Here is a 21,518-nt window from a genome sequence, read left to right on the forward strand (position 1 = left end):
GCACACCAGCGCGGAGAATCCGGGCATATCCCCGCCGTCATGTGCCACTCGTGGGCTGATCACGTCGGTGGCGTAGGCTCGCGGCCGTGCGATTGACGGTGTTCCAGGAGCTGTTGCATGGCGAGTTCGGGACGGCGCGGGGTGATGCGCTGCTCGCCGATCACGTATTGCCTTCGATCGGGAAGACGGGGGCGGCCGCCATCGAGGCGGGGGTGGATCCGCGGGACGTGTGGCGGGCGCTGTGCGCGGAATTCGATGTGCCGCAGTCGCGCTGGTGATTCAGGCGTTGCGGGCGTAGTGGCGGGCGGCCTTCGCGCGATTGCCGCAGGTGGCCATGGAATGCCAGCGGCGGGTGCCGTTCTTCGAGGTGTCGTGGAACCACAGCACGCAATTGGGGTGTGCGCACTGCTTGATCCGGTCGGGGGCGTCGGCCAGCAGTCGCAGCAGATTGTCGGCGGCCAGCCAGCCCGGTAGCCATTCCGGCTGCCGCACGTCGGGGGTGTCGGCGGGGCCGGTGGCGGTGAGGGTGCGCCGGATGCGGCCGTGGTCCAGGACGGCGTTCAGCTCGTCGCTCGATTCCCCGCGCACCGTGCGCAGAATCGCCTCGCGCGCGGTGACCACGGCCCGCAAGGTCTGCTCGTCCGCGGGCAGGGCGAGGTCGTTGTCGGCCAGCCAGGCGGCCAGTCCATCGGTGTCGATGAGCAGATCCTGGGGTCCCTCCGCCGTGATGTAGCGGGTGTTGAGCAGGTCCAGGGCGAGTGGTTCGCCGAGGTGAGGGCGTGGATCGGGCACGCCTGAGGGTAACCGTCGCGGGCTCGGCATCGGCGCAACGCCTCCTTTCTAACCTGTCAAACACATTATGAAGGTTGACAGTCGTATCCGTGTGTGGGTAACTTCTAACCTGTCAAACAAACCGAATCGGTTATATCTTCCCTGCGGTCCGCATTCGACGATGTGGGCGGCGGCCGGGTTTGCGGCGGTGGACGACTCGACGATCCTGCGCAGGTGTGTCAGGTAGGGCCGCCGCAAAGCGGAATGCCTGCCGGAGAACCTTCTCCGGCAGGCATTTCCGTTGTTCCACCGTCTTCAGCCGACCAGCGCCGGACTCGGCGGTGATTCGGGAGCATCGGTGCGCGGGCGGCGCAACAGGGCGAACGAGGCCAGGCCGAAGGCGATGCCGACCGCGCCCGCCACCGCGACGGCCGCGTCCAGGCCGCTCACGAAATCGGGCAGCGGCAGGGGCTGGGCGGTGCCCGCCACATCGCGGAACACGGTGCCCAGCACCGCGACTCCGAGCGCGATGCCGAGCTGACGGGCGGTGTTCACCGCACCGGCCGCGACACCGGACTGCCGGGGTTCCACGGCCGCCATGCCGGTGGAGACCAGGGCCGGGGCATTGACGCCGATGCCCGCACCGATCACCACGAAACCGGGAACGATTGCCGCCCACGATGATCCGGCGTCGATGAAGGTGAGCAGCGCCGAACCCGCGCCGACCACTACCAGGCCCAGGCCGACCGTGTACGCGGCGGGCACCTCGTGCAGGAGACGACCGGCCAAGCCCGACACCAGGAATGCGGTCAGCGCCATCGGCAGCATGGCCAGGCCCGCGCGCAGCGGCGACAGGTGCAGCTGCTGCTGCAACCACAGCGACAGCAGCGGGGAGGAGGCGAAGGCGGCGAAAGTCTGGCCGGAAGCGTTCAGCAGGGTGCCGCTGAACACGCGATTGCGCAGCAGTGCGAGGGGGAACATCGGTGCGGCGCTGCGAGATTCGATCACCACGAACACGGCGACGGCCAGCGTGCCCGCCGCCAGCGCGGTCAGCGCGCCACCGTCGCTCCAGCCGTGCTCACCGGCCCGGATGATGCCGAAGGTGACGCCGGTCGCGGCGGCCGCGAAGGCCAGCATGCCGGGCAGATCCACCTTGCTGCCCGCGTGCCGGGGCGAAGCCGGGAACACCAAGGCGGACAAGGTGATCGTCACCGCCGCGAGGGGCAGATTGACGAAGAAGATCCAGCGCCAGGACAGCAGATCGGTGAGCACGCCGCCGAGCACGGTGCCCAAACCCGCTGCCACACCGGCGATCGCGCCCCATGCGCCGAACGCCACCCCGCGATCGCGGCCGGTGTAAGCGGCGTGCAGCAGGGACAGGGTGGTCGCGAACATGGCCGCGCCGCCGATGCCCTGCGCGATCCGGGAAGCCACCAGAACGCTTGCGTCACCGGCCATTCCGCAGGCCAGGGAAGCGGCGGTGAACACTGCCAGCCCGGCCAGATAGACCGGTTTCGCGCCGACACGGTCGGCGAGTGAGCCCAGCACCAGCAGCAGGGCCGCCAGTGCGAGGGCATAGCCGTCCACGATCCACTGCAGGCCGGACATGCCGGTGCCGAGATCGACGGCGATATCGGGAAGCGCGACATTCACGATGGTGACGTCGATGAGCAGCATGAGCGTGCCCAGGCACGCCGCGAAGAGGGGAAGCCATTTCCGCATGGGAACCTCCGGCAGAGACGAACGATTTCGTCACCAAGCTTCGGGTGTCCGGCGGTATCCACATAGCTGGAACCTCTTTTGCGGTAGATTCCTCCTATGGTCGGCGAAGCTGTGGAGAATTCCGCCATCATGGATCTGCTCGACAAACAGATCGTGCACGGGCTGGTCACCGACGCCCGCATCTCGTTCGCCCGGCTCGGAAGCATTCTCGGCGTCTCCGAACAGACCGTGGCGCGGCGATATCGGTCGCTGCGGCAGCGCGGCATCATCCACGTGTCGGGGCAGGTGAACATGACGCCGCTCGGGCACGCGCGCTGGCTGCTGCGGATCCGGACCACGCCCAGCCGGGCGGTCGCCCTGGCCGAATCACTCGCGCGCGTACCGGATTTGAGCTGGGTGTCACTACTGTCCACCGGGTTCGAGGTGACCTGCGTGGGGCGGCCGCGCTCGATCGAACGACGCGACGAACTGCTGCTGCGCCTGGTGCCCAATGCCGGTCAGGTGCAGAGCATGAACATCTACGAGGTGATGCGGGCGTTCCCGTTCGCGGAGGAATGGCCGCGCTACGGGCGGTTGCTCAGCGCCGAACAGCTGCGGGAACTCGGTCCGCGCCGGTCGGCCCGGGAACCCGGCGGGCCGGACGCGCCGGTCGCGCTGTCCCGGGAGGACGAGGCCATGCTGGCCCTGCTGGCTCGCGACGGGCGCGCGCCCTACGCGCAGATCGCCGACGTCACGGGGTGGAGCGCGAACCGCGCGGCGCGCCGGATGAACGAACTCACCGAAGCCGGGGTGCTGTACTTCGATCTCGATTTCGCCTTGGAGCGCATGGGATTTCAGACGCGCGGGATGCTGTGGCTGCGGGTGCGGCCCGCGCATCTGGAGGCGGTCGGTCTCGCCGTGTCCCGGCACCAGGAAGTGGCGTTCGTGGCGGCGACCACCGGCATCGCGAACATGATCGTGTCGGTGGAATGCGTGGATATCGCGCACCTCTACCGCTATGTGACCGATGCGCTCGGACCCCTCGAAGGCATCGAGGATATCGAGGTGTCCCTCGCGCTGCGGATGTTCAAACAACAGCAGACGCTGCTGACCTCGAAGCGGATCGCGGTCGGGCGCTGACCCGGAATTGCCGCGCGCCGGCCGGGTCGGCCCGCGTGTCGGAGGGCGCGTCGCTTGCCTCGAACACGTGTTCGTTTATGCTCGTCGTCGGAACTTGTCGGTGCGGCCCTCTAACGTGGGCGCCAACCACAGCACGAGACACACCCGTCGAGAAGGGGAACCAGCGATGGCACCACAGGCTTTCGATCGCGACAAGGCGCTCGAACTGGCATTGGCGCAGGTCGAGAAGAGCTTCGGCAAGGGCGCCGTGATGCGCCTCGGCGAAGAGGCCCGCCAGCCCATTTCGGTCATTCCGACCGGCTCCATCGCGCTCGACGTAGCGCTCGGCCTCGGCGGTCTGCCGCGCGGCCGCGTCGTCGAGATCTACGGTCCGGAATCCTCCGGTAAGACCACCGTCGCCCTGCACGCCGTCGCGAACGCGCAGGCCGCGGGCGGTGTCGCCGCCTTCATCGACGCCGAGCACGCGCTCGACCCGGACTACGCCCGCAAGCTCGGCGTGGACACCGACGCGCTGCTGGTCTCGCAGCCCGACACCGGTGAGCAGGCGCTCGAAATCGCCGACATGCTGGTGCGTTCCGGCGCCATCGACATCATCGTCATCGACTCCGTGGCCGCCCTGGTGCCGCGCGCGGAAATCGAAGGCGAGATGGGTGACAGCCACGTCGGTCTGCAGGCGCGACTGATGAGCCAGGCGCTGCGCAAGATGACCTCGGCGCTCAACAACTCCGGCACCACCGCCATCTTCATCAACCAGCTGCGCGAGAAGATCGGCGTCATGTTCGGCTCGCCCGAGACCACGACCGGTGGTAAGGCGCTGAAGTTCTACGCCTCCGTGCGCCTGGACGTGCGCCGTATCGAGACCCTGAAGGACGGTTCCGACGCGGTCGGCAACCGCACCCGCGTCAAGGTCGTCAAGAACAAGGTCTCCCCGCCGTTCAAGCAGGCCGAGTTCGACATCCTCTACGGCGTCGGCATCTCCAAGGAGGGGTCGATCATCGACATGGGCGTCGATCAGGGCTTCATCCGCAAGTCCGGCTCCTGGTACACCTACGAGGGCGACCAGCTCGGCCAGGGCAAGGAGAACGCCCGCAAGTTCCTGCTGGAGAACACCGACGTGCGCGACGAGATCGAGAAGAAGATCAAGGAAAAGCTCGGCATCGGCGCCGATGTCACCGCCGACGCCGGAGCCGCCGACTTCTAACCGATGACCGATCGGGAAACCGCAGGGCCCCGGCAGGATCCGCCGGGGCCCGCCCCCAAACTCGAAGCCGTCGAACGCCTCCGCCGCCAACTCGACGCCCTGGAGTCGAAGTCCCGCCGCCGCACCGAGCCCCGCGCCCCGCGCAGCTCGCCCCGCGGCGCCGACTCGACCCAGCTGTTCGGCTCGGACCCGTACGCCAAAGCCGCCTACGACTCCCACCCGAACTCCCACGAACCCCGCAACACCTGGTCTACCGCCGACCCCTACGCGAACCCGTCCCGCGACACCTGGTCGACCCGACCCACCGACCACGGCCGCGATGGCTATGACGGCCGATACGGCGACGCTTTCGAATCGAACGACGCTGAAGACAACCCGACCGACGATTCGTATGACGAGCCGCTCAGCCGGCTCCGTCGACGCCGGACAGCCACACCCGACTCCGACGCCGACTCCGCCCTGGAACCCGACGACGACCCCGAGTCCGCCGAACCACCTACGAAACCCGTTCGCGCCCAACGCAATGTGACGCGAACCCAGCACACCACCTCGCCCGACCAGAGCCGGTCGACATGGGGTCGGCGGCGGGAGGAAGCGCCGCCGATCCCCACCGGCGCGGACGAGTTCGACGCGCCGGAGGGCGCCAGCTCTCACCCGACGCGCAGCGGACGTCCACCAGCGAACGCGATGTCGCGGAATCATGCGGAGGGTCTCGTATCGCATCGCGCCGATGACGAATCAGACCGTGCTGCCGACGATTCCGCCGCGCGGTCCCGCAGGACCACCCGTCGCGGGCGCGGCTCCGGCTCCGGCGACCCCGCCGCAATCGATGACACTGTGCCCGACTTCGGCGAATCCTCGGATATTCCGAAGGGATTCGCTTCGCGGTCCGGGCGGCGTGGCCGCGGTGGCGCGGTTGGCGGGGACCACGGTTCGGAAGCGGACGGCGAATCGCCGGGTATGGGGTCACGCGACGATTCGGATGACGCGACCGGGCGCGAGCCCGGCCGGCGTGCACGGGGTAGGGGCGGACGGCGCGGATATCGTGCCGGTGGCGTCGAATCCGGGGATGCTGGGCTGCCCGGTGGCGGGACCGAGGCGCAGGCGAAGGAAGTTTGCCTGCGGTTGCTGACCGATCGTGCGCGTAGCCGGGCGGAGCTTGCTACGAAGCTGGCCGATCGGGGGTATTCGGAGGCGGTGGCGAACAAGGTGCTGGATCGGCTCACCGAGGTGGGGCTGATCGACGATGCCGCTTTCGCGCAGCAGTGGGTGCAGTCCCGGCATACCTTTTCCGGTAAGGGGAAGCGCGCGTTGGCGCAGGAGTTGCGGCGCAAGGGGGTGGGGCAGGAAGAGGCCGAGGAAGCGCTGTCCGCCATTACCTCTGATGACGAGCAGGAGCGGGCCGCGGATCTGGTCCGGCGTAAGTTGCGTACGTTGCCGCGGGATCTGGACCGGGAGAAGGCGATTCGTCGTTTGGTCGGGATGCTGGCTCGTCGCGGATACAACTCGGGGACCGCGTACGCGGTGGTGAAAGCCGAACTCGCGGCCGTCGGCGACGACCTCGATGGCGGCGCATTCGACTGACGAAGAGACGATGCCCGTCGCTGTCTCCATTGCGAGAGGCGGCGGCGCGTCCTGAGACGGGCGATCGGGTTGCGGTGGCCGGTGGTGCCGTCTGGCTCGATCCTGGCGAACTGGCGGAGTTCCTCGCCGACCTGCGCCGGGTGATCCTGCCCGGTCTGGCCGATCAGCCCACCCGGACCGTATCCGCTACCTGCTGAGCCCCATCCATTTCCCCGGCGAAGCGGCTACCGAATCTCCGGGCCGACCGCATCGATCAGGAATCGAGAAGCATTGTTCGCGGACCGGTAACTAGCGTTCTTCTCAATCGCCCGATCGGCGCAATCGCCGGGGCCGGAGCATTCGAGAGGGGTTTCGATGAACTGGAGTATGCGGATCCGCCGGGCGCATCGGTGGCTGGCCATCGTCTTCGCCGCGAGCGTGGTCGTCACGATGGTCGTGCTGGCGCTGTCCGGCCCGGTCTGGTTCTCCTATCTGCCGCTGCCGTTCCTGGCCTTGCTGCTGTTCTCGGGCCTGTATCTGCTGGTCCGGTCGTACACGAGACCGGCCACCGCGTCGGCGTCCCCGCTGCGGCGCACGCATCGCTGGTCCGGCGTCGTCTTCACCCTGACCGTCGTCGCGACCTTCATCGCGCTCGCGCTGCCCGATCCGCTGATCTGGGTGTCCTATCTGCCGCTGTTCCCGCTCGCGTTGTTGCTGGGCACCGGCCTCTACATGTTCTTCCGCTCGAAGCCCGCCCGCTCGACTGCCAGAATCGGAACATGGACCGTGTCGTCGCAGCGGCCTTGACCGAGCTGAACCGGGTCTTCGCGAACTATCCGCGCCGCCCGGTCCTGGACCGCTGCCCGCATTGCGGCCCGCCCGTGCCGGTCGACGAAATCGATCTGTTCTCGCTCACGCTGAAACTGGGCAACACCATCGGCACTCGCTCCGATGTGAAGGCCCTGCTGCCGATGCTGCTCGAATGCCTGGTCAATTCCACGGAATTGGACACAGACATGGTGTTCGGCAAACTGCCGCAAGAGGATTGGCATGCATGGCCGCCTGTGGAACAGCGCGCCATCGACCAGTACTGCGACGCGGTATGGCAAGCGATACTGGCTGAATTCCCCTCCCGGCTAGGTGCTTTCGGGCAGGCTGAAGACTTCCTCCGCCCGGCGGCAGCGGCAGGCATACCCCTCGATCGGTTCCTCACGGTCTGGGACAACCGCGCCGGCAGCGCCGCGGATCGGCATCTGGCAGCCCTGGTCTCCGGCCCCCTGCCCTCGGATCGAGACGCCACCGCCGTCCGCGCCTGGCTGGCCCGAGATGACCTGCGCCACCGCCTCTTCCGCGCCTACGAACGCGACCACGACCTGCCCTGGGCCGACGAGCTGGCCCTGGCCCACGATATCGCCGGCTTCTGGTGACCTCAGCTCGGCCGCTTCGTCCACCACGGGGCGGTTTCGTCACCATGCGAGCCGGTCACGGTATCGAGGTAGTCGAAGAGCTCCAGTTCGCGCTGCTCGTCGTACGACTCCGCCGAGGACCTGACGGGATGGTCGATCTCGATGTACGCGCCACGCAATTCGGCCGCCGGGATCGAAGACGCCCCGGTGGCGAGCGCCGCCAGCTGGACGGCGGAACGCCGCGAGGTGGAGACGCCGGGCACCGCGCGCAGGGCGGGCAGCAGGTACTTCCAGCCGAAGCGTTCGATCGCGCCGCGGTCGCGCGCCAATCCGGTACCGGGCATCATGCCGGGGTCGTAGCAGCTGACCTCGACGAATTCCGGTGCTCGCCGGGCGAGTTCGTGGACGAGGTAGAGCGTGCCGAGCTTGCTCGTGGAGTAGGCGCGAATGCCGTCCCCGGCGCGCGGCCGCGCGAGAGCCTCGGGATGCTCCCAGCGTGGCCTGGGAACCATGCCGTAGGAGCGCCGGAACTTGCCGTAGTGCGTGCCCGAACCCAGCCACAGCACCCGCGCCGGGCCGACGAGTTCGGGACTGAGCAGGGCGAGCAGCAAATGCGGTCCGGCCAGGTTGGTGCCGAAGGTGAGCTCGAATCCGTCCACCGTCGCCGAGTCGGTCGAACCGGTTTGGATGCCCGCATTGAGGACGATGCCGCGCAGTGGTGGAATGTCCTGCGCGGCGAGCAGTGCGCGGACCCGAGCGGCTGCCTTCCGTATCTCGCCGAGGTCCGATTGATCACCCGCGAGATAGCGGAAGTTGCCCGGATCGCCGAGCATCTCCCGCAGCGTCTCGCCGCGTTCCCGCGATCGGGCCAGGGCCACGACCGTCCAGTCGGCGGAACCCGCCAGCAGTTTCGCCACTTCGAGACCCAGCCCCGAGGTGGCACCCGTCAATAGCAGGGTGCCACCGTTCCCCATTGGATCCATGGTCGCCATCTTGGCAGGCGATCGGTCAAAGGTGTTGCGGGTGACCGGTTTCCGCTATCTCGGTGTGTTGACGCCCGCGGCGTCGAGGGCGGCCAGGTAGCCGAAGACCAGCGCGGGGCCGATGGTCGCGCCCGGGCCCGCATAGGTGTAGCCCATGACCGGTGAGCTGGTATTGCCCGCGGCGTACAGCCCATCGATGACCGACCCGTCGGCGCGCAGGGCGCGGGCGTGGATATCGGTGTCGATGCCGCCCTTGGTGCCGAGGTCGCCGGGGACCATGCGGGCGGCGTAGAAGGGAGCCTTGGTGAGTTCGCCGAGGCTGGGGTTGGGTTTGTTGGCGAGGTCGCCGTAATAGTGGTCGTAGGCGCTTTCGCCTCGGCCGAAATCGGGATCACTGCCGCCGCGCGCGTGACCGTTGAACCGGCTGACCGTGGCCTCGAGCGCCGCGGCGGGAATACCGATCCGCTCGGCCAGCTCGGTCAGCGTGCCGGCGGTGGTGATCGCGCCGGAACGCATCCACGATCGCGGAAGACGTTGCCGGGGAGGCACTCCCGCGAAGACATACCGATTGCGATAGGTCTGGTCGAAGATCAGCCACGCGGGCAGGTTCTCGGCCGGCCCGTCGCCGATGCCGTGCTCGCCGCCGAACATCCGATGCGTGGCCTCGACGTAGGGGAGCGATTCGTTCATGAACCGCACGCCGCGGTCGTTCACGATGAGGCTGCGGGGGAGCGACCGTTCGGACAGGGCGAACCAGGGGCCCTTGGGCATCGGAATGGACGGCGCCCACCAGGCATCGGACATGAAAGACACCGTGGCGCCGACCCTTTGGGCCGCGGTGATGCCGTCGCCGGTATTGGTGGGCGCACCCAGGCTCAGATCGGCGGTCACCGGTTCGCGATGGTATTTCTCGCGCATCTCGGGATTGTGATCGAACCCGCCACTGGCCAGCACCACGCCGCGTCGAGCGCGCAGGGTGGAGCGAATACCGTTGTGCTCCACCACGATCCCACTGACCCGCCCGCCTTCGAAAACCAGCTCGACCATCCCGGTGTTCAACCGCACCGGCACCCCCGCCGCCCGCACGCCCAGCATGAGCGGCCCCATGAGCGCCGACCCCAGCCCGAGCAGCTTCTGCCCGCGAATCCGGCCCAGCGCCGTCCGCATGCCGACCCGCAGCATCGTGCGCGGACCCCGCCAGTTCCGCAAACCGGTGCTCATCCAGCGATATTCGCCCTGCTTGAACACCACCCCCGCCGGCCCTTCGGCATACGGCGGATGCAACGTCTCGAGATCGGCCCCAAGTGCCCGGCCGTCGAACGGCAGCGGTTCACACGACCGCCCACCGGCCCGCCCGCCCGGCGCTTCGGGAAGATAGTCCGAATACCCCTGCACCCATTCGAGTTTCAGCGGCGAATGGTCGAGCAGGAACTCCAGCGCTTCCGGCCCGCGATCGAGATAGGCGTCGATCCGCTCGGATGCCACCTCCGTGCCGATGATCGCCGCCAGATACCGCCGCGCCTCCTCGATATCGTCGGCCGGGGCCTCCCGCCGCAGCACGGAATTCCCCGGAATCCACACCCCGCCACCGGATCGCGCCGAGGACCCGCCCCAGTACCGCGACTTCTCCACGATGACCGTGGACAGCCCGTGCCGGGCCGCGGTGATCGCCGCCGCCATCCCGGCCGCCCCCGACCCCACCACGATCAGATCGAAGATTTCGTCATTGCCGTTGTCGTACCGCATTTTTCATCACTCCGATGTTCTGTTGTCGCCCGATCGCCGCCGCGATCAGTCCCGCCAGCGCTCCCCGCGCACCGCGTCCACCGCGCCTTCGACGCACACCCGCAGCGAGGCCCCCGGCTGATCGGGCCGCCGCAGCCATTGCAGATAGCCGAATTCGGCCGCGGCCAGCATGAGATGCACCAGCAGCCCGGGATTGCCGTCGGTCTCGGGATCGCGCGACATGCGTTGCGCGACCAGCTCGACCAGGCGTTCCCGGTGCTCGACGGTGACCAGCGCGACCCGATCGAGCAGATGCGGCGCGGTCCGGAAAGCGGCCCGCCACTGCTCGAGATCCGCGGGCGTGAGCGTCGCCGATCGCGTCAGAATCGCCTGTGCGAGCGCGATATCCGCGGGCTCGTCACCCGGCCGCTCCTCCAGCAGCAGCGCCAGCCCGGCCCCGCCCTCGCGCACCGGATCCAGCAGCAGATCCTCCTTGCTGCGCACATGCCGGAAATAGGTACTCGCCGACACCCCCGCCGCGGCCGCGATCTGCTCGGTGGTCACCTCGTCGAATCCGCTCCGTGCGAACAGCTCGAATGCCGCCCGCTGGATCTCCGCCCGGATCTGCCGCCGCTGTCGTTCCCGCAGTGACATGGACACTCCCTCTCGTAATACGAACGCGCCGAGCCGTTCTCGCGGCATCACAACGCTTGTGGAGAGTGTCTATCTATGTGACAGTTACTGTCAAGAAGAAATGCACACGCGATCGCGGCCCGCGGGGCGGCGGGTTACGGAGGTGCCGAAACGCCCGCCCCGGGCGCGATCGATGCGAATATCAGCGCGAGCGGAAGACCTCGCCGAGCCACGGCGCGCGCCGGTGATGCGGCCGAATCCGGTCCGACCAGCGCGGATTGGATTCGTCACGGCGGTAGACCGCGATCCGGCCCGCCATGGAATAACGCAGGTGGGTGGCCTTGCCGACCACCTCACCGTCGGTGGCGAGCGCCTCCGGCGCGGGCAATTGCACTGCCAGCTCGGGCATCTGGCGTTCCCCGTACACCCGGCTGTGCCCGATCGCCGCCAGCAGCATCGCCACCACCGCGCGGGTCCGCGACCAGCGCAGATCGGCGCGCAGCCAACGTACGTCCAGCAGGCCGGAATCGAGCCGGTCGCGGAAAGCGGGCACCGCGCCGTGCGGGTGATACGGGCCGTTGCCGACGAACAGGAACCACACCCGCTGCCAGCGCCCGTCCAGGGAGATCTCGACCGGTTCGGCCCGCCGCAGCGTCACCACGAGGGCGGCGGCGAAAGCGGGCCACTTGCCCCATCGCTGCTGCCACTTCTCACGCAACTGCACCAGATCCGGGTAGGTGCCGAGGCTGGAGGTATTGATCAGATGCCGCACGCGCGAACCGGTTCCGTCGTCGAACTCCACGCACGCGATATCGACGGACACGGCTTCGCCCGCCCCGGTCGCATCGACCACCTCTTGCAGGTCGTACACCCCGAGATCGCGCGCGAAATGGTTCAGCGTCCCGGTCGGCACCACCACCAGCGGCAATTCGTGCCGCAGGGCCACCGCCGCGACCGCCGCCACGGTGCCGTCGCCGCCCGCGACGCCGACGGCCAGGACGGGTTCGGCCGGATCGGCGAGCAATCCCTCGAGCTGGTCGGCCACGTCGATATCCGGCCGCGTCCGCAGTACGGTCGCGGCGGGCAGCGCGGCCGCGATATCGAAGGTCGGATCGTAATTCGGGTCCCCGGACACCGGATTCACCATGACCAGCAGCCCTTTGCCGTCCGGCATGGCGGGCGCTTCCAGCGCGAGTCGTGCCAGCGCCTCATCCGATTCCCGGACCGGCCACCACCGCCGGGTAGCCAGCGCGACCCCGGATCCGACCGCCGCCCCGACCAGCACATCGGAGGTCCAGTGCGCGCCGGTGTGCACCCGCGAATAGGCGACCGTGGCCGCCAGCGGCGCGATAGCCAAAGCGGTACGCGGACTTTCGAGCGCCACCGCGGTCGCGAACGCGGCCGCGCACGCCGCATGCCCGGACGGGAACGACGACGAGGTCGGCACCGGCACCAGCTGCCGATAGGCGGGCAGCACTTCCGCCGCCGGCCGCCGCCGCGCCACCAGCGATTTCAGCCCGGCGTTCACGACCAGGCTCGCGCCCCCGACCGACGCCACCCCGCGCATGGCCGCCCGCCGCGTAGTCCCCTTGTTCGCGGCCAGCACCCCGGCGATGACCAGCCACAACGCACTGTAATTCGCGCTCTCGGTGAGCCGCAGCAGCCCCCGATCGACCACCGAGGCGGGCAATCCGCCCACGCCGCGTTCGATCGCCCGATCGAATCGCCCGACCCGCTGAAACTTCCGTCGCACCCAGCCACTCACCCGATCGACCCTACCGACATTCCCGCCGATGCCAACCGCCCCAGCGGCTTTCGCCCCGGCCGCGAAACGACGAACGGCACACCGGCGCGCAGCTCCTTGCGGTCTTGCGCGCCGATGTGCCATTCGATCTCCGATCTGCCGCGGGGTCGTCGATCAGGTGCGGTCGGGCGTCAGGCGCTGCCGTCCTTGGCGGTGACCACGTTCATGCCGGGCGGCGGCGGCACATTGCCCGCCGGAACCACCGTGCGCCCACCGCGTTTGCGGGTGCGCAGCCAGCGTTCCACCACGGTCGCGAACACGCTCAGCGCGTAGTTCAGGGCGATCATGATGATCGCGATCACCAGCAGCGCCGGGATGGTGTTCTGTTCGGCCGCACCGAGCTGCTTACCGGCGCGGACCACTTCGGGATAGGTGATCGCGTAGCCGAGCGCGGAGTCCTTGAGCGCCACCACCATCTGCGAGATCAGCGCCGGGAGCATGGCGGTGACGGCCTGCGGGAGCAGGATGAGCCGCATCAGCTGACCCTTGCGCATGCCGAGGGCCACCGCTGCTTCGGATTGGCCGCGCGGGAGCGAGCGGATGCCCGAGCGCACGATCTCGGCGATGACCGAGCCGTTGTAGATGGTCAGCGCCGTCACCACGGCCGCCAGCGCGAGCTGTTCGGACGGGAAGACGTTGTACTGGGCGTAGATCGCGAAGAGGAAGATCATCAGGATCAGCACGGGAATCGCCCGCGCTACTTCCACGATGGCGCCCGCCACCGCCCGCACCACCCGGTGCTCGGACAATCGCAGAATGCCGAAGATCATGCCGATCACCAGCGCCAGCACGATCGACAGCACCGCCGCGACCACCGTCCCGCGCAGACCGGGCAGCAGATAGGTGGTCCAGATCTGCCCTTCCAGGAACGGCTTCCACTTCTCGGCGGTGAACTGTCCCTTCTCGTCCAGGCCGTGGTACAGGAACCAGCCGACGGCCAGCACCGCCGCCAGCACCAGCACCGTGTAGAGCCGGTACCGCAGTTTCGCCTTGGGCCCGGGGGCGTCGTAGAGAACCGAAGCCGTGCTCATCGCGCCACCTCGTATCGTTTGGCCAGCCAGCCGAACAGCAGACCGGTGGGCAGCGTCAGGATCACGAAGCCGGCCGCGAAGATGGCGCCGATGGCCAGCGGCATGGCCTCGTTCTCGGTCATGGTGTCCATCAGCAGCGCGGCCTCGGCCACGCCGATCACCGAGGCCACCGTGGAGTTCTTCGTGAGCGCGATGAACACGCTGCCGAGCGGGCCGATGACGGCGCGAAACGCCTGCGGCAGCACCACCATCCGCAGATTCTGGCCGAAGGTCAGGCCGAGTGACCGGCCCGCCTCGGACTGGCCCAGCGGCACCGTATTGATGCCCGAGCGCAGCGATTCACATACGAAAGCCGCCGTGTAGACGCTCAATCCGATGACCGCGAACCGGAAGTTGTTCTCCGCCAGGTCGTTCGGTCCGGCGGGCGCGAGCCGCAGGCCCAGCGTCTGGTAGAGCCCCAGCGAGCAGAACACGATGATCAGCGTCAGCGGGGTATTGCGGAAGATCGTGACGTACATCGTGCCGACCCACCGCGCGACGGGCACCGGCGAGACCCGCATGGCGGCCACGATCGTGCCCAGGATCAGCGCCAGCAGCCCCGAATACAGCGTCAGTTTGATGGTCACCCAGAACGCGTCGAGCAACTGGGTGTGATAGTTCGAAAGCAAGTCGGTCACGGTGAACGCGTCCCTCCGATCGAAAAGCGAAGCGCGCCGGGGCCTGTCGGACCCGGCGCGCGACGTCAGCTCAGTAGCGGTCCACCGTCGGCGGCGCGGGGATGGCGAAGCCCGTGCCGGCGAAGTTCTTCTCCAGCGCGGCCTTCCAGGCGCCGGAGGTGATCATGGCCTCGATGGCGTCGTTGATCTTGCCGCGCGATTCGGAATCGCCCTTCTTCACGCCGATGCCGTACTTCTCGGTGGAGAACGGCGCGCCGACGACCTTCAGCGCGCCCGGCGACTGCGCCGCGTAACCGCGCAGGATGATGTCGTCGGTGGTGACCGCGTCGACGGAACCGGACTTCAGCGCCTCCACGCACAGCGAGTAGGTGTCGTACTCCTGGAGCTGAACTTCCTTGGCGTACTTGTCCTTCACGTTCTGCGCCGGGGTGGAGCCCTTCACCGAGCACAGCTTCTTGTTGCCGGTCAGCGATTCCACGCCGGTGATGTCGGCATTATCCGAACGCACCAGCAGCGACTGCCCGGTCTGGAAGTACGGGCCCGCGAAATCGACCTTCTCCTTGCGCTTGTCGGTGATCGAGTAGGTGGCGACGATGAAATCGACCTGCCCGTTCTGGATCAGCGTCTCGCGCTGCCCCGACGGCGACTCCTTGAACACGATGGCGTCCGGCTTCACGCCCAGCTTCTCGCCCACGTACTTCGCGACGTCCACATCGAAACCGCTGTAGGAGCCGTCCTTGTTGCGTAGGCCCAGGCCCGGCTGATCGAACTTGATGCCGACCGTCAGCTTGCCGTCGGCGGCGTGCTCGCTGGCGGTCTTGTCGCTGCCGCCGCCGCAACCACTCGCGACGACCGCGAGCGCGACCGCTCCGACAGCGACGCGCAGCGCCTTGTTGAACCTCATCGAAAGTCCCTCTTCTCTCGTGAAAAATCGAATGTCAGTGGCTGAGGATCTTGCCGAGGAAGTCCTTGGCGCGATCGGATTTCGGGGCGGTGAAGAAGGCGTCCGGGTCGGTGTCCTCGACGATCTGGCCGTCCGCCATGAACAGCACCCGATTGCCGGCCCGGCGCGCGAAACCCATCTCGTGGGTGACCACGACCATCGTCATGCCGTCCTTGGCGAGCTGCACCATCACCTCGAGCACCTCGGACACCATCTCCGGGTCGAGCGCGGAGGTGGGCTCGTCGAACAGCATCACCTTCGGATTCATGGCGAGGGCGCGGGCGATCGCCACGCGCTGCTGCTGCCCGCCGGACAGCTGGGCCGGATACTTGTCCGCCTGATTCGCGATTCCGACCCGCTCCAGCAGTTTCATCGCCTCTTCGCGGGCCTTGGCCTTGTCGAGCTTGCGCACCTTCACGGGGGCGAGCATGACGTTCTCGACGATCGTCTTGTGCGCGAAGAGATTGAAGGACTGGAACACCATGCCCACATCCGCGCGCAATTTCGCCAGGGCCTTGCCTTCGGCGGGGAGGGTCACCCCGTCGATGGCGATCTCTCCGGAATCGATGGTCTCCAACCGGTTGATGGTGCGGCACAGGGTCGACTTGCCGGATCCGGACGGTCCCACCACGATCACGACCTGCCCTCGGGGCACTTCGAGATTGATGTCACGCAGAACGTGCAGCGAGCCGAAGTGCTTGTCCACATTCCGCATCGAGATCATCGGCGCGGATTTGTCCATGGATACGGCAGCGTCGGTCATGACCAGTGAACTTAGCCGCACCGTGCCCGAAATGCTCGTCTTTGGTCGCTCCGGGCATCACTGTGCCGTCACTCGACACCCGCTCGTAACCGGGGATTGACGCGGCGGAGATCGCCGAGACCCAGGTCACGCGGAGCCTATGGGGTGGATGGGCGCTCGGGGGCAGCCATTACCCTGGTTGGGTGAATTCGTCAGGGCAGGTTTCAGCACGTAGCTACGAGGTCCGCACCTACGGCTGTCAGATGAACGTGCACGACTCCGAACGACTGTCGGGCCTGCTCGAGGACGCCGGATACACCCGCGCCGAGCCCGGCGCGACCGCCGACCTGGTCGTCTTCAATACCTGCGCGGTGCGCGAGAACGCCGACAACAAGCTCTACGGCACGCTCGGTCATCTCGCGCCGATCAAGGCGGAACGGCCCGGCATGCAGATCGCGGTCGGCGGCTGCCTGGCGCAGAAGGATCGCGACACCGTCGTGAAGAAGGCGCCCTGGGTGGACGTCGTCTTCGGCACCCACAACATCGGCTCGCTGCCGGTGCTGCTGGAACGCGCGCGGCACAACGAGCAGGCGCAGGTCGAGATCATCGAAGCGCTCGAGGCGTTCCCGTCCACCCTTCCCGCGAAGCGCGAATCCGCGTACGCCGGCTGGGTGTCGATCTCGGTGGGCTGCAACAACACCTGCACCTTCTGCATCGTGCCGTCGCTGCGCGGCAAGGAAGTCGACCGCCGGCCCGGCGACGTGCTCGCCGAAGTGCAGGCGCTGGTCGAGCAGGGCGTCAGCGAGGTGACCCTGCTCGGGCAGAACGTGAACTCCTACGGCGTCTCCTTCGCCGACCCGAACGAGGAACGCGATCGCGGCGCCTTCGCGAAACTCCTGCGGGCGTGCGGGAATATCGAAGGGCTCGAACGGGTCCGCTTCACCTCCCCGCATCCGGCCGAATTCACCGACGACGTCATCGAGGCGATGGCCGAGACGCCGAACGTCTGCCCGCAGCTGCACATGCCGCTGCAGTCCGGTTCCGATCGGGTGCTGAAGGCGATGCGGCGCTCCTACCGCAGCGCGAAATTCCTCGGCATCATCGAGAAGGTGCGCGCGGCCATGCCGCACGCGGCGATCACCACCGACATCATCGTCGGCTTCCCCGGCGAGACCGAAGAGGACTTCCAGGCGACGCTCGACGTGGTCCGGCAGGCGCGGTTCACCAGCGCCTTCACCTTCCAGTACTCGATCCGCCCCGGCACTCCCGCGGCGACGATGCCCGATCAGCTGCCGAAGGCGGTCGTGCAGGAACGCTACGACCGGCTCATCGCGCTCCAGGAGCAGGTCTCCCTGGAAGGGAATCAGGCGCTCATCGGGACGACCGTCGAACTCCTCGTCGCCGAGGGCGCGGGCAAGAAGAACGCCGCGACCGCGCGCATGTCCGGCCGCGCCCGCGACGGCCGCCTCGTGCACTTCCGCCCGCCCGCCGGCCTCGCCCCCGGCAGCGAGATCCGGCCCGGCGACGTCATCACCATCGATGTCACCGGCGCGGCCCCGCACTACCTCATCGCCGACGGGGCGGTCCTGTCCCACCGCCGTACTCGCGCCGGCGACGCGCACGAGAAGGGCATCACCCCGAAGACCGCCCCGATCGGCGTCGGCCTCGGCCTGCCGAGCATCGGCGTCCCGGCCCCCGCCCCCGTCGCTGCCGGTTGCGACGTAGGCTGCGGGGCATGAGCGATCCGGACAACGTAGATCGCGCACGCCCCGGCGAGGAATCGCCGAATCCGCGTGCCGCTCATACACCCGCCCCGACCGGCGACCCCGGCGCGGCCGATTCACCCACCGCGCCTGGCGAATCCGGCGCGGCCGAGTCGACGGCGGCCGCGGCGAACCCCGCCCGGGGGCGCGACGCCGACTCCGAAAAGGTTCCGGTGCAAGACGATACGGAGCGCGACCCGGCGACTCCCGAGGCGAACGAGGAGAGCATGAAGGCGGCCGAGCACGACAGTCAGGACTTCGAGCAGTTCCGCACCGAGCTCGAGGCCGTGGAGCGGAAGATCGCCGGGGAGATCGATCCGGGCGTGCGCGCCATGGTCGTCGCCGGATCGGTCTTCGTCCTCCTCCTCTCGCTCGTCCTCCCGCACGCCGGCACCGCGCGCGGCTTCGACGTCCTCCTCTACGACGCCGCCGCCCAGACCGAGCACATCGGCCTCCCCTCGCGCGTCTTCGAATGGTTCGTCGTCGTCTTCGGCATCGGCTTCTCCCTCGCGGCCCTGATCACCCGCCGCTGGGCCCTCGCCTGGATCGCCGTCGCCGGCTCCGCGATCGCGAGCGTCTTCGGCGTCTTCTCGATCTGGCACCGCCAGACCCCCGGCCTCGGAAACTACGAAGGCGCGGGCCCCGGCGTCGGCCTGATTCTCGCGACGATCGCCGTCATGGTCCTCACCTTCCACTGGATTCGCGTCGTCTGGAGCCGCACCGCCGTCCACCTCGCCGCCGAGGAACAGCGCCGCATCAACGCCGCGAAAGCCGAAGCAGCCGACCGCAAGAAGCTCTTCGGCGACAAGTAGCCGCCGCAACAGTTGACCTTGGTACCTCACCGTGAGGAATTCGGACGAATTCCACGGTGGTGTACCAAGGTCGACTTATTTGCCGGTGGCGAACTCGCGGCCCAGGACGTAGGCGGCGAGGAGGTCGTACTCTTCGGCGTCGATGCCGTCGTCGATCGGGACGGCGACGCGGACCGTCCCCTCCTCCTCGCCGACGAAGAGGGCGGGGTCGTTGCAATCCGCGAACCCGATCGCGTCGATTCCGGCCCGGGCCGCGCCGCCGCACCAGCCATGGTCGGCGACAACGAGATCGGGCGCCGGCTCGCCCGCCTCGTTCAGGGCGGAGAGGGCGAGCAGGATCGGGGCGGGGGAGTGGGTATGGATCGAACCGCCCGCGTCCGCCGCCGTATGCACGCCGAGGAAGAAGTCGATCTCGAGGCGCTGGTGGCCGTACTTCGTGAAGCCCTCGTAGGTCCGGCCCACCCCGGCCTCGAGAACCGTGCCCCCGGCCTCGGCGAGCGCCGTCGCGAAATGCTGGTAGAGCCGGGCGAGAGTGCGCGGATGACCGGTCGCGAACAGCACCCGCTGCTTCTCCCGGAGGGCGGTGTCGAAGCGGGCGGCGTAACGGTCGAGCGCGTCCGCGGTCAATTCCGGATCGATCGTGTCCACGCCGAATCGGTAGTTCGGGCTCGGATTCACACCGACCTTCCGGACCATCAGGTCCAGGATCGTGTCCGGGGTCCAGTGCCTACCGGGATCCAGCCCGAAGAGGTAATGCGGATCCCGCGCGGCCAGACGCCGGAAGTGCTCGAGGTTGTTCTCGCGGGGCGTAGCGACTCGCCCCGCCATTCCGGTCGCGAGCAGATGCGCGATCAAGGTTTCCCGGCTCGGTCCCATGCATCGACATTAACCGCGATCGCCGGTACGTGTCGGCGGTCCGATTGCGCCGCAAGCAAACTCGCGGGCTTCCTACCGCGGCGGAGGGTTCGGAACGCGCCCGGCAGGGACGGGTGGTCCGGCTCGATTCGCGCCGGACCACCCGGTACCGCTCAGCGCTGGCTGACCGCGCCTTCGGCGGCCTCGGCCCATTCCCGCCACTGCTTCGCCTGCTCCAGGGCCTTCTCGGCATCGCGAGTCTTGCCCGCCGCCTGGGCTTTCGCGGCCTGCTCCTCGAACTGCGCCACCCGCTCCCGGAACTGCGCGGCGCGGGCCATCGCCTCGGGATCGGTGCGCCGCCACTGCGCGTCAACGGCTTCCCGGACCCGCTTCTCGATCGTCCGCAGGCGCGCCTCGAGATCGTGGATGCGTTCGCGCGGGACTTTACCGATCGCGTCCCACTTCTCCTGGAGTTCGCGCAGGGCCGTACGCGCGGCATCGAGTCCGGCTTCCGGATCGATGTTCTCGTAGGCGAGGAGCAGTTCTTCCTTCGCGGTCGCATTGTGCTCGAATTCCGCGTCCCGCTCGGAAGCGGCCGAATTACGCGCCGCGAAGAAGACGTCCTGCGCGGCCTTGAACCGCCGCCAGAGCTGTTCGTCGGCCTCGCGCGGGGCGCGCCCGGCGGCCTTCCATTCGGTCAGCAGATCCCGGAAGACGGCCGCGGTGCCCGACCAGTCGGTCGAACCGGACAGTTCCTCGGCGCGTACGCACAGCTCCTCCTTGCGCGTCTTCGCCGAGGCCCGCTCGCGGTCGAGTTCGGCGAAGTGCGCGCCCCGCCGGCGATTGAACGCCTCGCGCGCCTTCGAGAAGCGCCGCCAGAGCGCGTCGTCGACCTTCCGATCCACGCCGCGGATCGTCTTCCACTCGTCGAGGATCTCGCGGAGGCGATCCCCGGCGGCCTTCCACTGGGTGGATTCCGCGGCGATCTGCTCGGCCTCGGCGGCGAGCGCCTCCTTCCGCTCGGTCTGCTCGTGCCGGGTGCGCTCCTTCTCCTCCTTCGCGTGCGCGGCCGCCTCGTCGGAGTGTTCGATGATGGCGCGTAGCCGGGCGGCGAGACCGTCGAGATCGCCGATCACCGCGGCGGTCGGCAATGTCTCGGCAAGCGCGGTCGCGGCGGCCTTCGTCTTTCGCGCATCGGTGCCGGCGGCGAGGCGGGCCTCCAGCAGCGCCACCTCGGTGGCCAGATCGTCGAAGCGGCGGCCGAAATGGGCCAGTCCTTCGGCGGCGTCACCGGCCTGCCAGGAGCCGATCTCCCGTTCGCCGTCGGCGGTTTTCACCCACGCCGTGCCGTCCTCGTCGACCCGGCCCCAGCGGCTCGGATCGCTCACGGTGGGCACGACCACCGGATGCGGGTGCGGGGTGGCCGGGCCGGGTGCGGGTTTGACGGCGTGTGGTTTGGGAGACTCCGGTTTGCGGCCCTGGGCGCCCGGTCGGGGACCGGCGGCGGCTGCCGGTGACGGTCGCTGGGCGGCGGCTGCCGGTGACGGACGCTCGGTGGCCTCCGGGGTCGTCGACTCCGGCTGGGTGGCCTTCTCGGTTCCGTTGTTGTCGGTCATTGCTCCTCGTCCCTGCCGCGCGTCACGGCTGCCTGGTTACGCCCTAGCTCATCGGTCTAGCTGCATCCCATTCAACCAGGCTGAGATGGGAAATGCTGTCTTTGAGCCAGCTTCGGCGGCGCGGCGACCCAGGTGGGGTGGGGCTGGTGAGG

At 68.4% G+C, this 21,518-nt stretch carries 21 protein-coding genes; 9 read left to right on the forward strand and 12 right to left on the reverse strand.

The features are described from left to right. The first annotated feature begins 86 nt into the window (after positions 1 to 86). Positions 87 to 278, forward strand: coding sequence for a DUF3046 domain-containing protein (locus tag LTV02_RS02860; RefSeq protein ID WP_067706639.1), 192 nt, complete (start codon positions 87 to 89; stop codon positions 276 to 278). A 1-nt stretch (position 279) separates the two neighbouring features. Here the strand turns inward: LTV02_RS02860 and LTV02_RS02865 are convergent, their stop codons facing one another. Next, on the reverse strand, positions 280 to 792 hold the full coding sequence (locus LTV02_RS02865) for a CGNR zinc finger domain-containing protein (RefSeq protein WP_067706641.1): 513 nt from the start codon (positions 790 to 792) through the stop codon (positions 280 to 282). A 294-nt stretch (positions 793 to 1,086) separates the two neighbouring features. Further along, positions 1,087 to 2,493 carry an MFS transporter gene (locus LTV02_RS02870; RefSeq protein WP_233037950.1) on the reverse strand — a complete coding sequence of 469 codons (1,407 nt, stop codon included), beginning with the start codon at positions 2,491 to 2,493 and terminating at the stop codon, positions 1,087 to 1,089. Between the two features lie 96 nt (positions 2,494 to 2,589). Between LTV02_RS02870 and LTV02_RS02875 the strand changes: the two genes are divergently transcribed. From LTV02_RS02875 to LTV02_RS02895, 6 genes are all read left to right on the forward strand, one after another. Next, positions 2,590 to 3,612: an Lrp/AsnC family transcriptional regulator gene (locus LTV02_RS02875; RefSeq protein WP_233037952.1), complete on the forward strand. Its 1,023-nt coding sequence runs from the start codon at positions 2,590 to 2,592 to the stop codon at positions 3,610 to 3,612. A gap of 166 nt (positions 3,613 to 3,778) precedes the next feature. Further along, positions 3,779 to 4,813, forward strand: coding sequence for a recombinase RecA (gene recA / locus LTV02_RS02880; RefSeq protein ID WP_067706651.1), 1,035 nt, complete (start codon positions 3,779 to 3,781; stop codon positions 4,811 to 4,813). A 960-nt stretch (positions 4,814 to 5,773) separates the two neighbouring features. Next, complete coding sequence (recX, locus tag LTV02_RS02885; protein ID WP_233041452.1) at positions 5,774 to 6,397, forward strand: recombination regulator RecX; 624 nt, start codon at positions 5,774 to 5,776, stop codon at positions 6,395 to 6,397. Between the two features lie 74 nt (positions 6,398 to 6,471). Next, entirely contained in the window at positions 6,472 to 6,594 is a 123-nt protein-coding gene (locus LTV02_RS39170; protein ID WP_269821603.1) for a hypothetical protein, read from the forward strand. A 157-nt stretch (positions 6,595 to 6,751) separates the two neighbouring features. Next, a complete protein-coding gene (locus tag LTV02_RS02890; protein ID WP_233037954.1) occupies positions 6,752 to 7,183 on the forward strand; it encodes a hypothetical protein in 432 nt (143 codons plus the stop codon). Next, positions 7,156 to 7,803 carry a hypothetical protein gene (locus LTV02_RS02895; protein WP_233037956.1) on the forward strand — a complete coding sequence of 216 codons (648 nt, stop codon included), beginning with the start codon at positions 7,156 to 7,158 and terminating at the stop codon, positions 7,801 to 7,803. The genes LTV02_RS02890 and LTV02_RS02895 overlap by 28 nt, the downstream gene beginning before the upstream one ends. A gap of 2 nt (positions 7,804 to 7,805) precedes the next feature. Here LTV02_RS02895 and LTV02_RS02900 read toward each other — a convergent pair whose 3' ends face one another. From LTV02_RS02900 to LTV02_RS02935, 8 genes are all read right to left on the reverse strand, one after another. Beyond that, positions 7,806 to 8,756, reverse strand: a complete 951-nt coding sequence (locus tag LTV02_RS02900; RefSeq protein WP_233037958.1) for an SDR family NAD(P)-dependent oxidoreductase — start codon at positions 8,754 to 8,756, stop codon at positions 7,806 to 7,808. A gap of 63 nt (positions 8,757 to 8,819) precedes the next feature. Then, entirely contained in the window at positions 8,820 to 10,511 is a 1,692-nt protein-coding gene (gene kstD / locus LTV02_RS02905) for a 3-oxosteroid 1-dehydrogenase (RefSeq protein WP_233037960.1), read from the reverse strand. A gap of 45 nt (positions 10,512 to 10,556) precedes the next feature. Further along, the gene (locus tag LTV02_RS02910; protein ID WP_233037963.1) at positions 10,557 to 11,144 is read right to left on the reverse strand and encodes a TetR/AcrR family transcriptional regulator; all 588 of its coding nucleotides are present in this window, start codon (positions 11,142 to 11,144) and stop codon (positions 10,557 to 10,559) included. A gap of 181 nt (positions 11,145 to 11,325) precedes the next feature. Then, positions 11,326 to 12,876, reverse strand: a complete 1,551-nt coding sequence (locus LTV02_RS02915) for a bifunctional phosphatase PAP2/diacylglycerol kinase family protein (RefSeq protein WP_233037964.1) — start codon at positions 12,874 to 12,876, stop codon at positions 11,326 to 11,328. Between the two features lie 182 nt (positions 12,877 to 13,058). Further along, on the reverse strand, positions 13,059 to 13,958 hold the full coding sequence (locus tag LTV02_RS02920; protein WP_233037966.1) for an amino acid ABC transporter permease: 900 nt from the start codon (positions 13,956 to 13,958) through the stop codon (positions 13,059 to 13,061). Further along, entirely contained in the window at positions 13,955 to 14,635 is a 681-nt protein-coding gene (locus tag LTV02_RS02925; RefSeq protein ID WP_067706672.1) for an amino acid ABC transporter permease, read from the reverse strand. The genes LTV02_RS02920 and LTV02_RS02925 overlap by 4 nt, the downstream gene beginning before the upstream one ends. A gap of 70 nt (positions 14,636 to 14,705) precedes the next feature. Beyond that, positions 14,706 to 15,539: a glutamate ABC transporter substrate-binding protein gene (locus tag LTV02_RS02930; RefSeq protein WP_233037968.1), complete on the reverse strand. Its 834-nt coding sequence runs from the start codon at positions 15,537 to 15,539 to the stop codon at positions 14,706 to 14,708. Between the two features lie 34 nt (positions 15,540 to 15,573). After that, on the reverse strand, positions 15,574 to 16,302 hold the full coding sequence (locus LTV02_RS02935) for an amino acid ABC transporter ATP-binding protein (protein ID WP_067707743.1): 729 nt from the start codon (positions 16,300 to 16,302) through the stop codon (positions 15,574 to 15,576). A gap of 281 nt (positions 16,303 to 16,583) precedes the next feature. On the opposite strand from LTV02_RS02935, the gene miaB reads away from it, so the two are divergent. Together miaB and LTV02_RS02945 are read left to right on the forward strand one after the other, a co-directional pair. After that, a complete protein-coding gene (miaB, locus tag LTV02_RS02940) occupies positions 16,584 to 18,059 on the forward strand; it encodes a tRNA (N6-isopentenyl adenosine(37)-C2)-methylthiotransferase MiaB (protein ID WP_233041453.1) in 1,476 nt (491 codons plus the stop codon). Between the two features lie 251 nt (positions 18,060 to 18,310). Then, positions 18,311 to 18,895 (forward strand): Rv2732c family membrane protein, encoded by a 585-nt coding sequence (locus tag LTV02_RS02945; RefSeq protein ID WP_233041455.1) that lies wholly within the window; start codon positions 18,311 to 18,313, stop codon positions 18,893 to 18,895. Positions 18,896 to 18,970: 75 nt separating this feature from the next. On the opposite strand, the gene LTV02_RS02950 is transcribed toward LTV02_RS02945, so the two are convergent. Both LTV02_RS02950 and LTV02_RS02955 read right to left on the reverse strand, forming a co-directional pair. Beyond that, positions 18,971 to 19,771: a phosphatase gene (locus tag LTV02_RS02950; protein WP_233037970.1), complete on the reverse strand. Its 801-nt coding sequence runs from the start codon at positions 19,769 to 19,771 to the stop codon at positions 18,971 to 18,973. Positions 19,772 to 19,923: 152 nt separating this feature from the next. Beyond that, the gene (locus LTV02_RS02955) at positions 19,924 to 21,366 is read right to left on the reverse strand and encodes a DUF349 domain-containing protein (RefSeq protein WP_067706684.1); all 1,443 of its coding nucleotides are present in this window, start codon (positions 21,364 to 21,366) and stop codon (positions 19,924 to 19,926) included. Between the last annotated feature and the right edge of the window lie 152 nt (positions 21,367 to 21,518).

The organism is Nocardia yamanashiensis, assembly GCF_021183565.1.
Lineage (GTDB): Bacteria > Actinomycetota > Actinomycetes > Mycobacteriales > Mycobacteriaceae > Nocardia > Nocardia yamanashiensis.

Excerpts from the sequence above, each read along its gene's own strand:
- LTV02_RS02870 (WP_233037950.1), bottom strand. The coding sequence starts at position 2,493 with ATGCGGAAATGGCTTCCCCTCTTCGCGGCGTGCCTGGGCACGCTCATG.
- LTV02_RS02875 (WP_233037952.1), top strand. The coding sequence starts at position 2,590 with ATGGTCGGCGAAGCTGTGGAGAATTCCGCCATCATGGATCTGCTCGAC.
- recA (WP_067706651.1), top strand. The coding sequence starts at position 3,779 with ATGGCACCACAGGCTTTCGATCGCGACAAGGCGCTCGAACTGGCATTG.
- recX (WP_233041452.1), top strand. The coding sequence starts at position 5,774 with ATGGGGTCACGCGACGATTCGGATGACGCGACCGGGCGCGAGCCCGGC.
- LTV02_RS02890 (WP_233037954.1), top strand. The coding sequence starts at position 6,752 with ATGAACTGGAGTATGCGGATCCGCCGGGCGCATCGGTGGCTGGCCATC.
- LTV02_RS02895 (WP_233037956.1), top strand. The coding sequence starts at position 7,156 with ATGGACCGTGTCGTCGCAGCGGCCTTGACCGAGCTGAACCGGGTCTTC.
- LTV02_RS02900 (WP_233037958.1), bottom strand. The coding sequence starts at position 8,756 with ATGGGGAACGGTGGCACCCTGCTATTGACGGGTGCCACCTCGGGGCTG.
- kstD (WP_233037960.1), bottom strand. The coding sequence starts at position 10,511 with ATGCGGTACGACAACGGCAATGACGAAATCTTCGATCTGATCGTGGTG.
- LTV02_RS02910 (WP_233037963.1), bottom strand. The coding sequence starts at position 11,144 with ATGTCACTGCGGGAACGACAGCGGCGGCAGATCCGGGCGGAGATCCAG.
- LTV02_RS02920 (WP_233037966.1), bottom strand. The coding sequence starts at position 13,958 with ATGAGCACGGCTTCGGTTCTCTACGACGCCCCCGGGCCCAAGGCGAAA.
- LTV02_RS02930 (WP_233037968.1), bottom strand. The coding sequence starts at position 15,539 with ATGAGGTTCAACAAGGCGCTGCGCGTCGCTGTCGGAGCGGTCGCGCTC.
- LTV02_RS02935 (WP_067707743.1), bottom strand. The coding sequence starts at position 16,302 with ATGATCTCGATGCGGAATGTGGACAAGCACTTCGGCTCGCTGCACGTT.
- miaB (WP_233041453.1), top strand. The coding sequence starts at position 16,584 with ATGAACGTGCACGACTCCGAACGACTGTCGGGCCTGCTCGAGGACGCC.
- LTV02_RS02945 (WP_233041455.1), top strand. The coding sequence starts at position 18,311 with ATGAAGGCGGCCGAGCACGACAGTCAGGACTTCGAGCAGTTCCGCACC.
- LTV02_RS02950 (WP_233037970.1), bottom strand. The coding sequence starts at position 19,771 with ATGGGACCGAGCCGGGAAACCTTGATCGCGCATCTGCTCGCGACCGGA.
- LTV02_RS02955 (WP_067706684.1), bottom strand. The coding sequence starts at position 21,366 with ATGACCGACAACAACGGAACCGAGAAGGCCACCCAGCCGGAGTCGACG.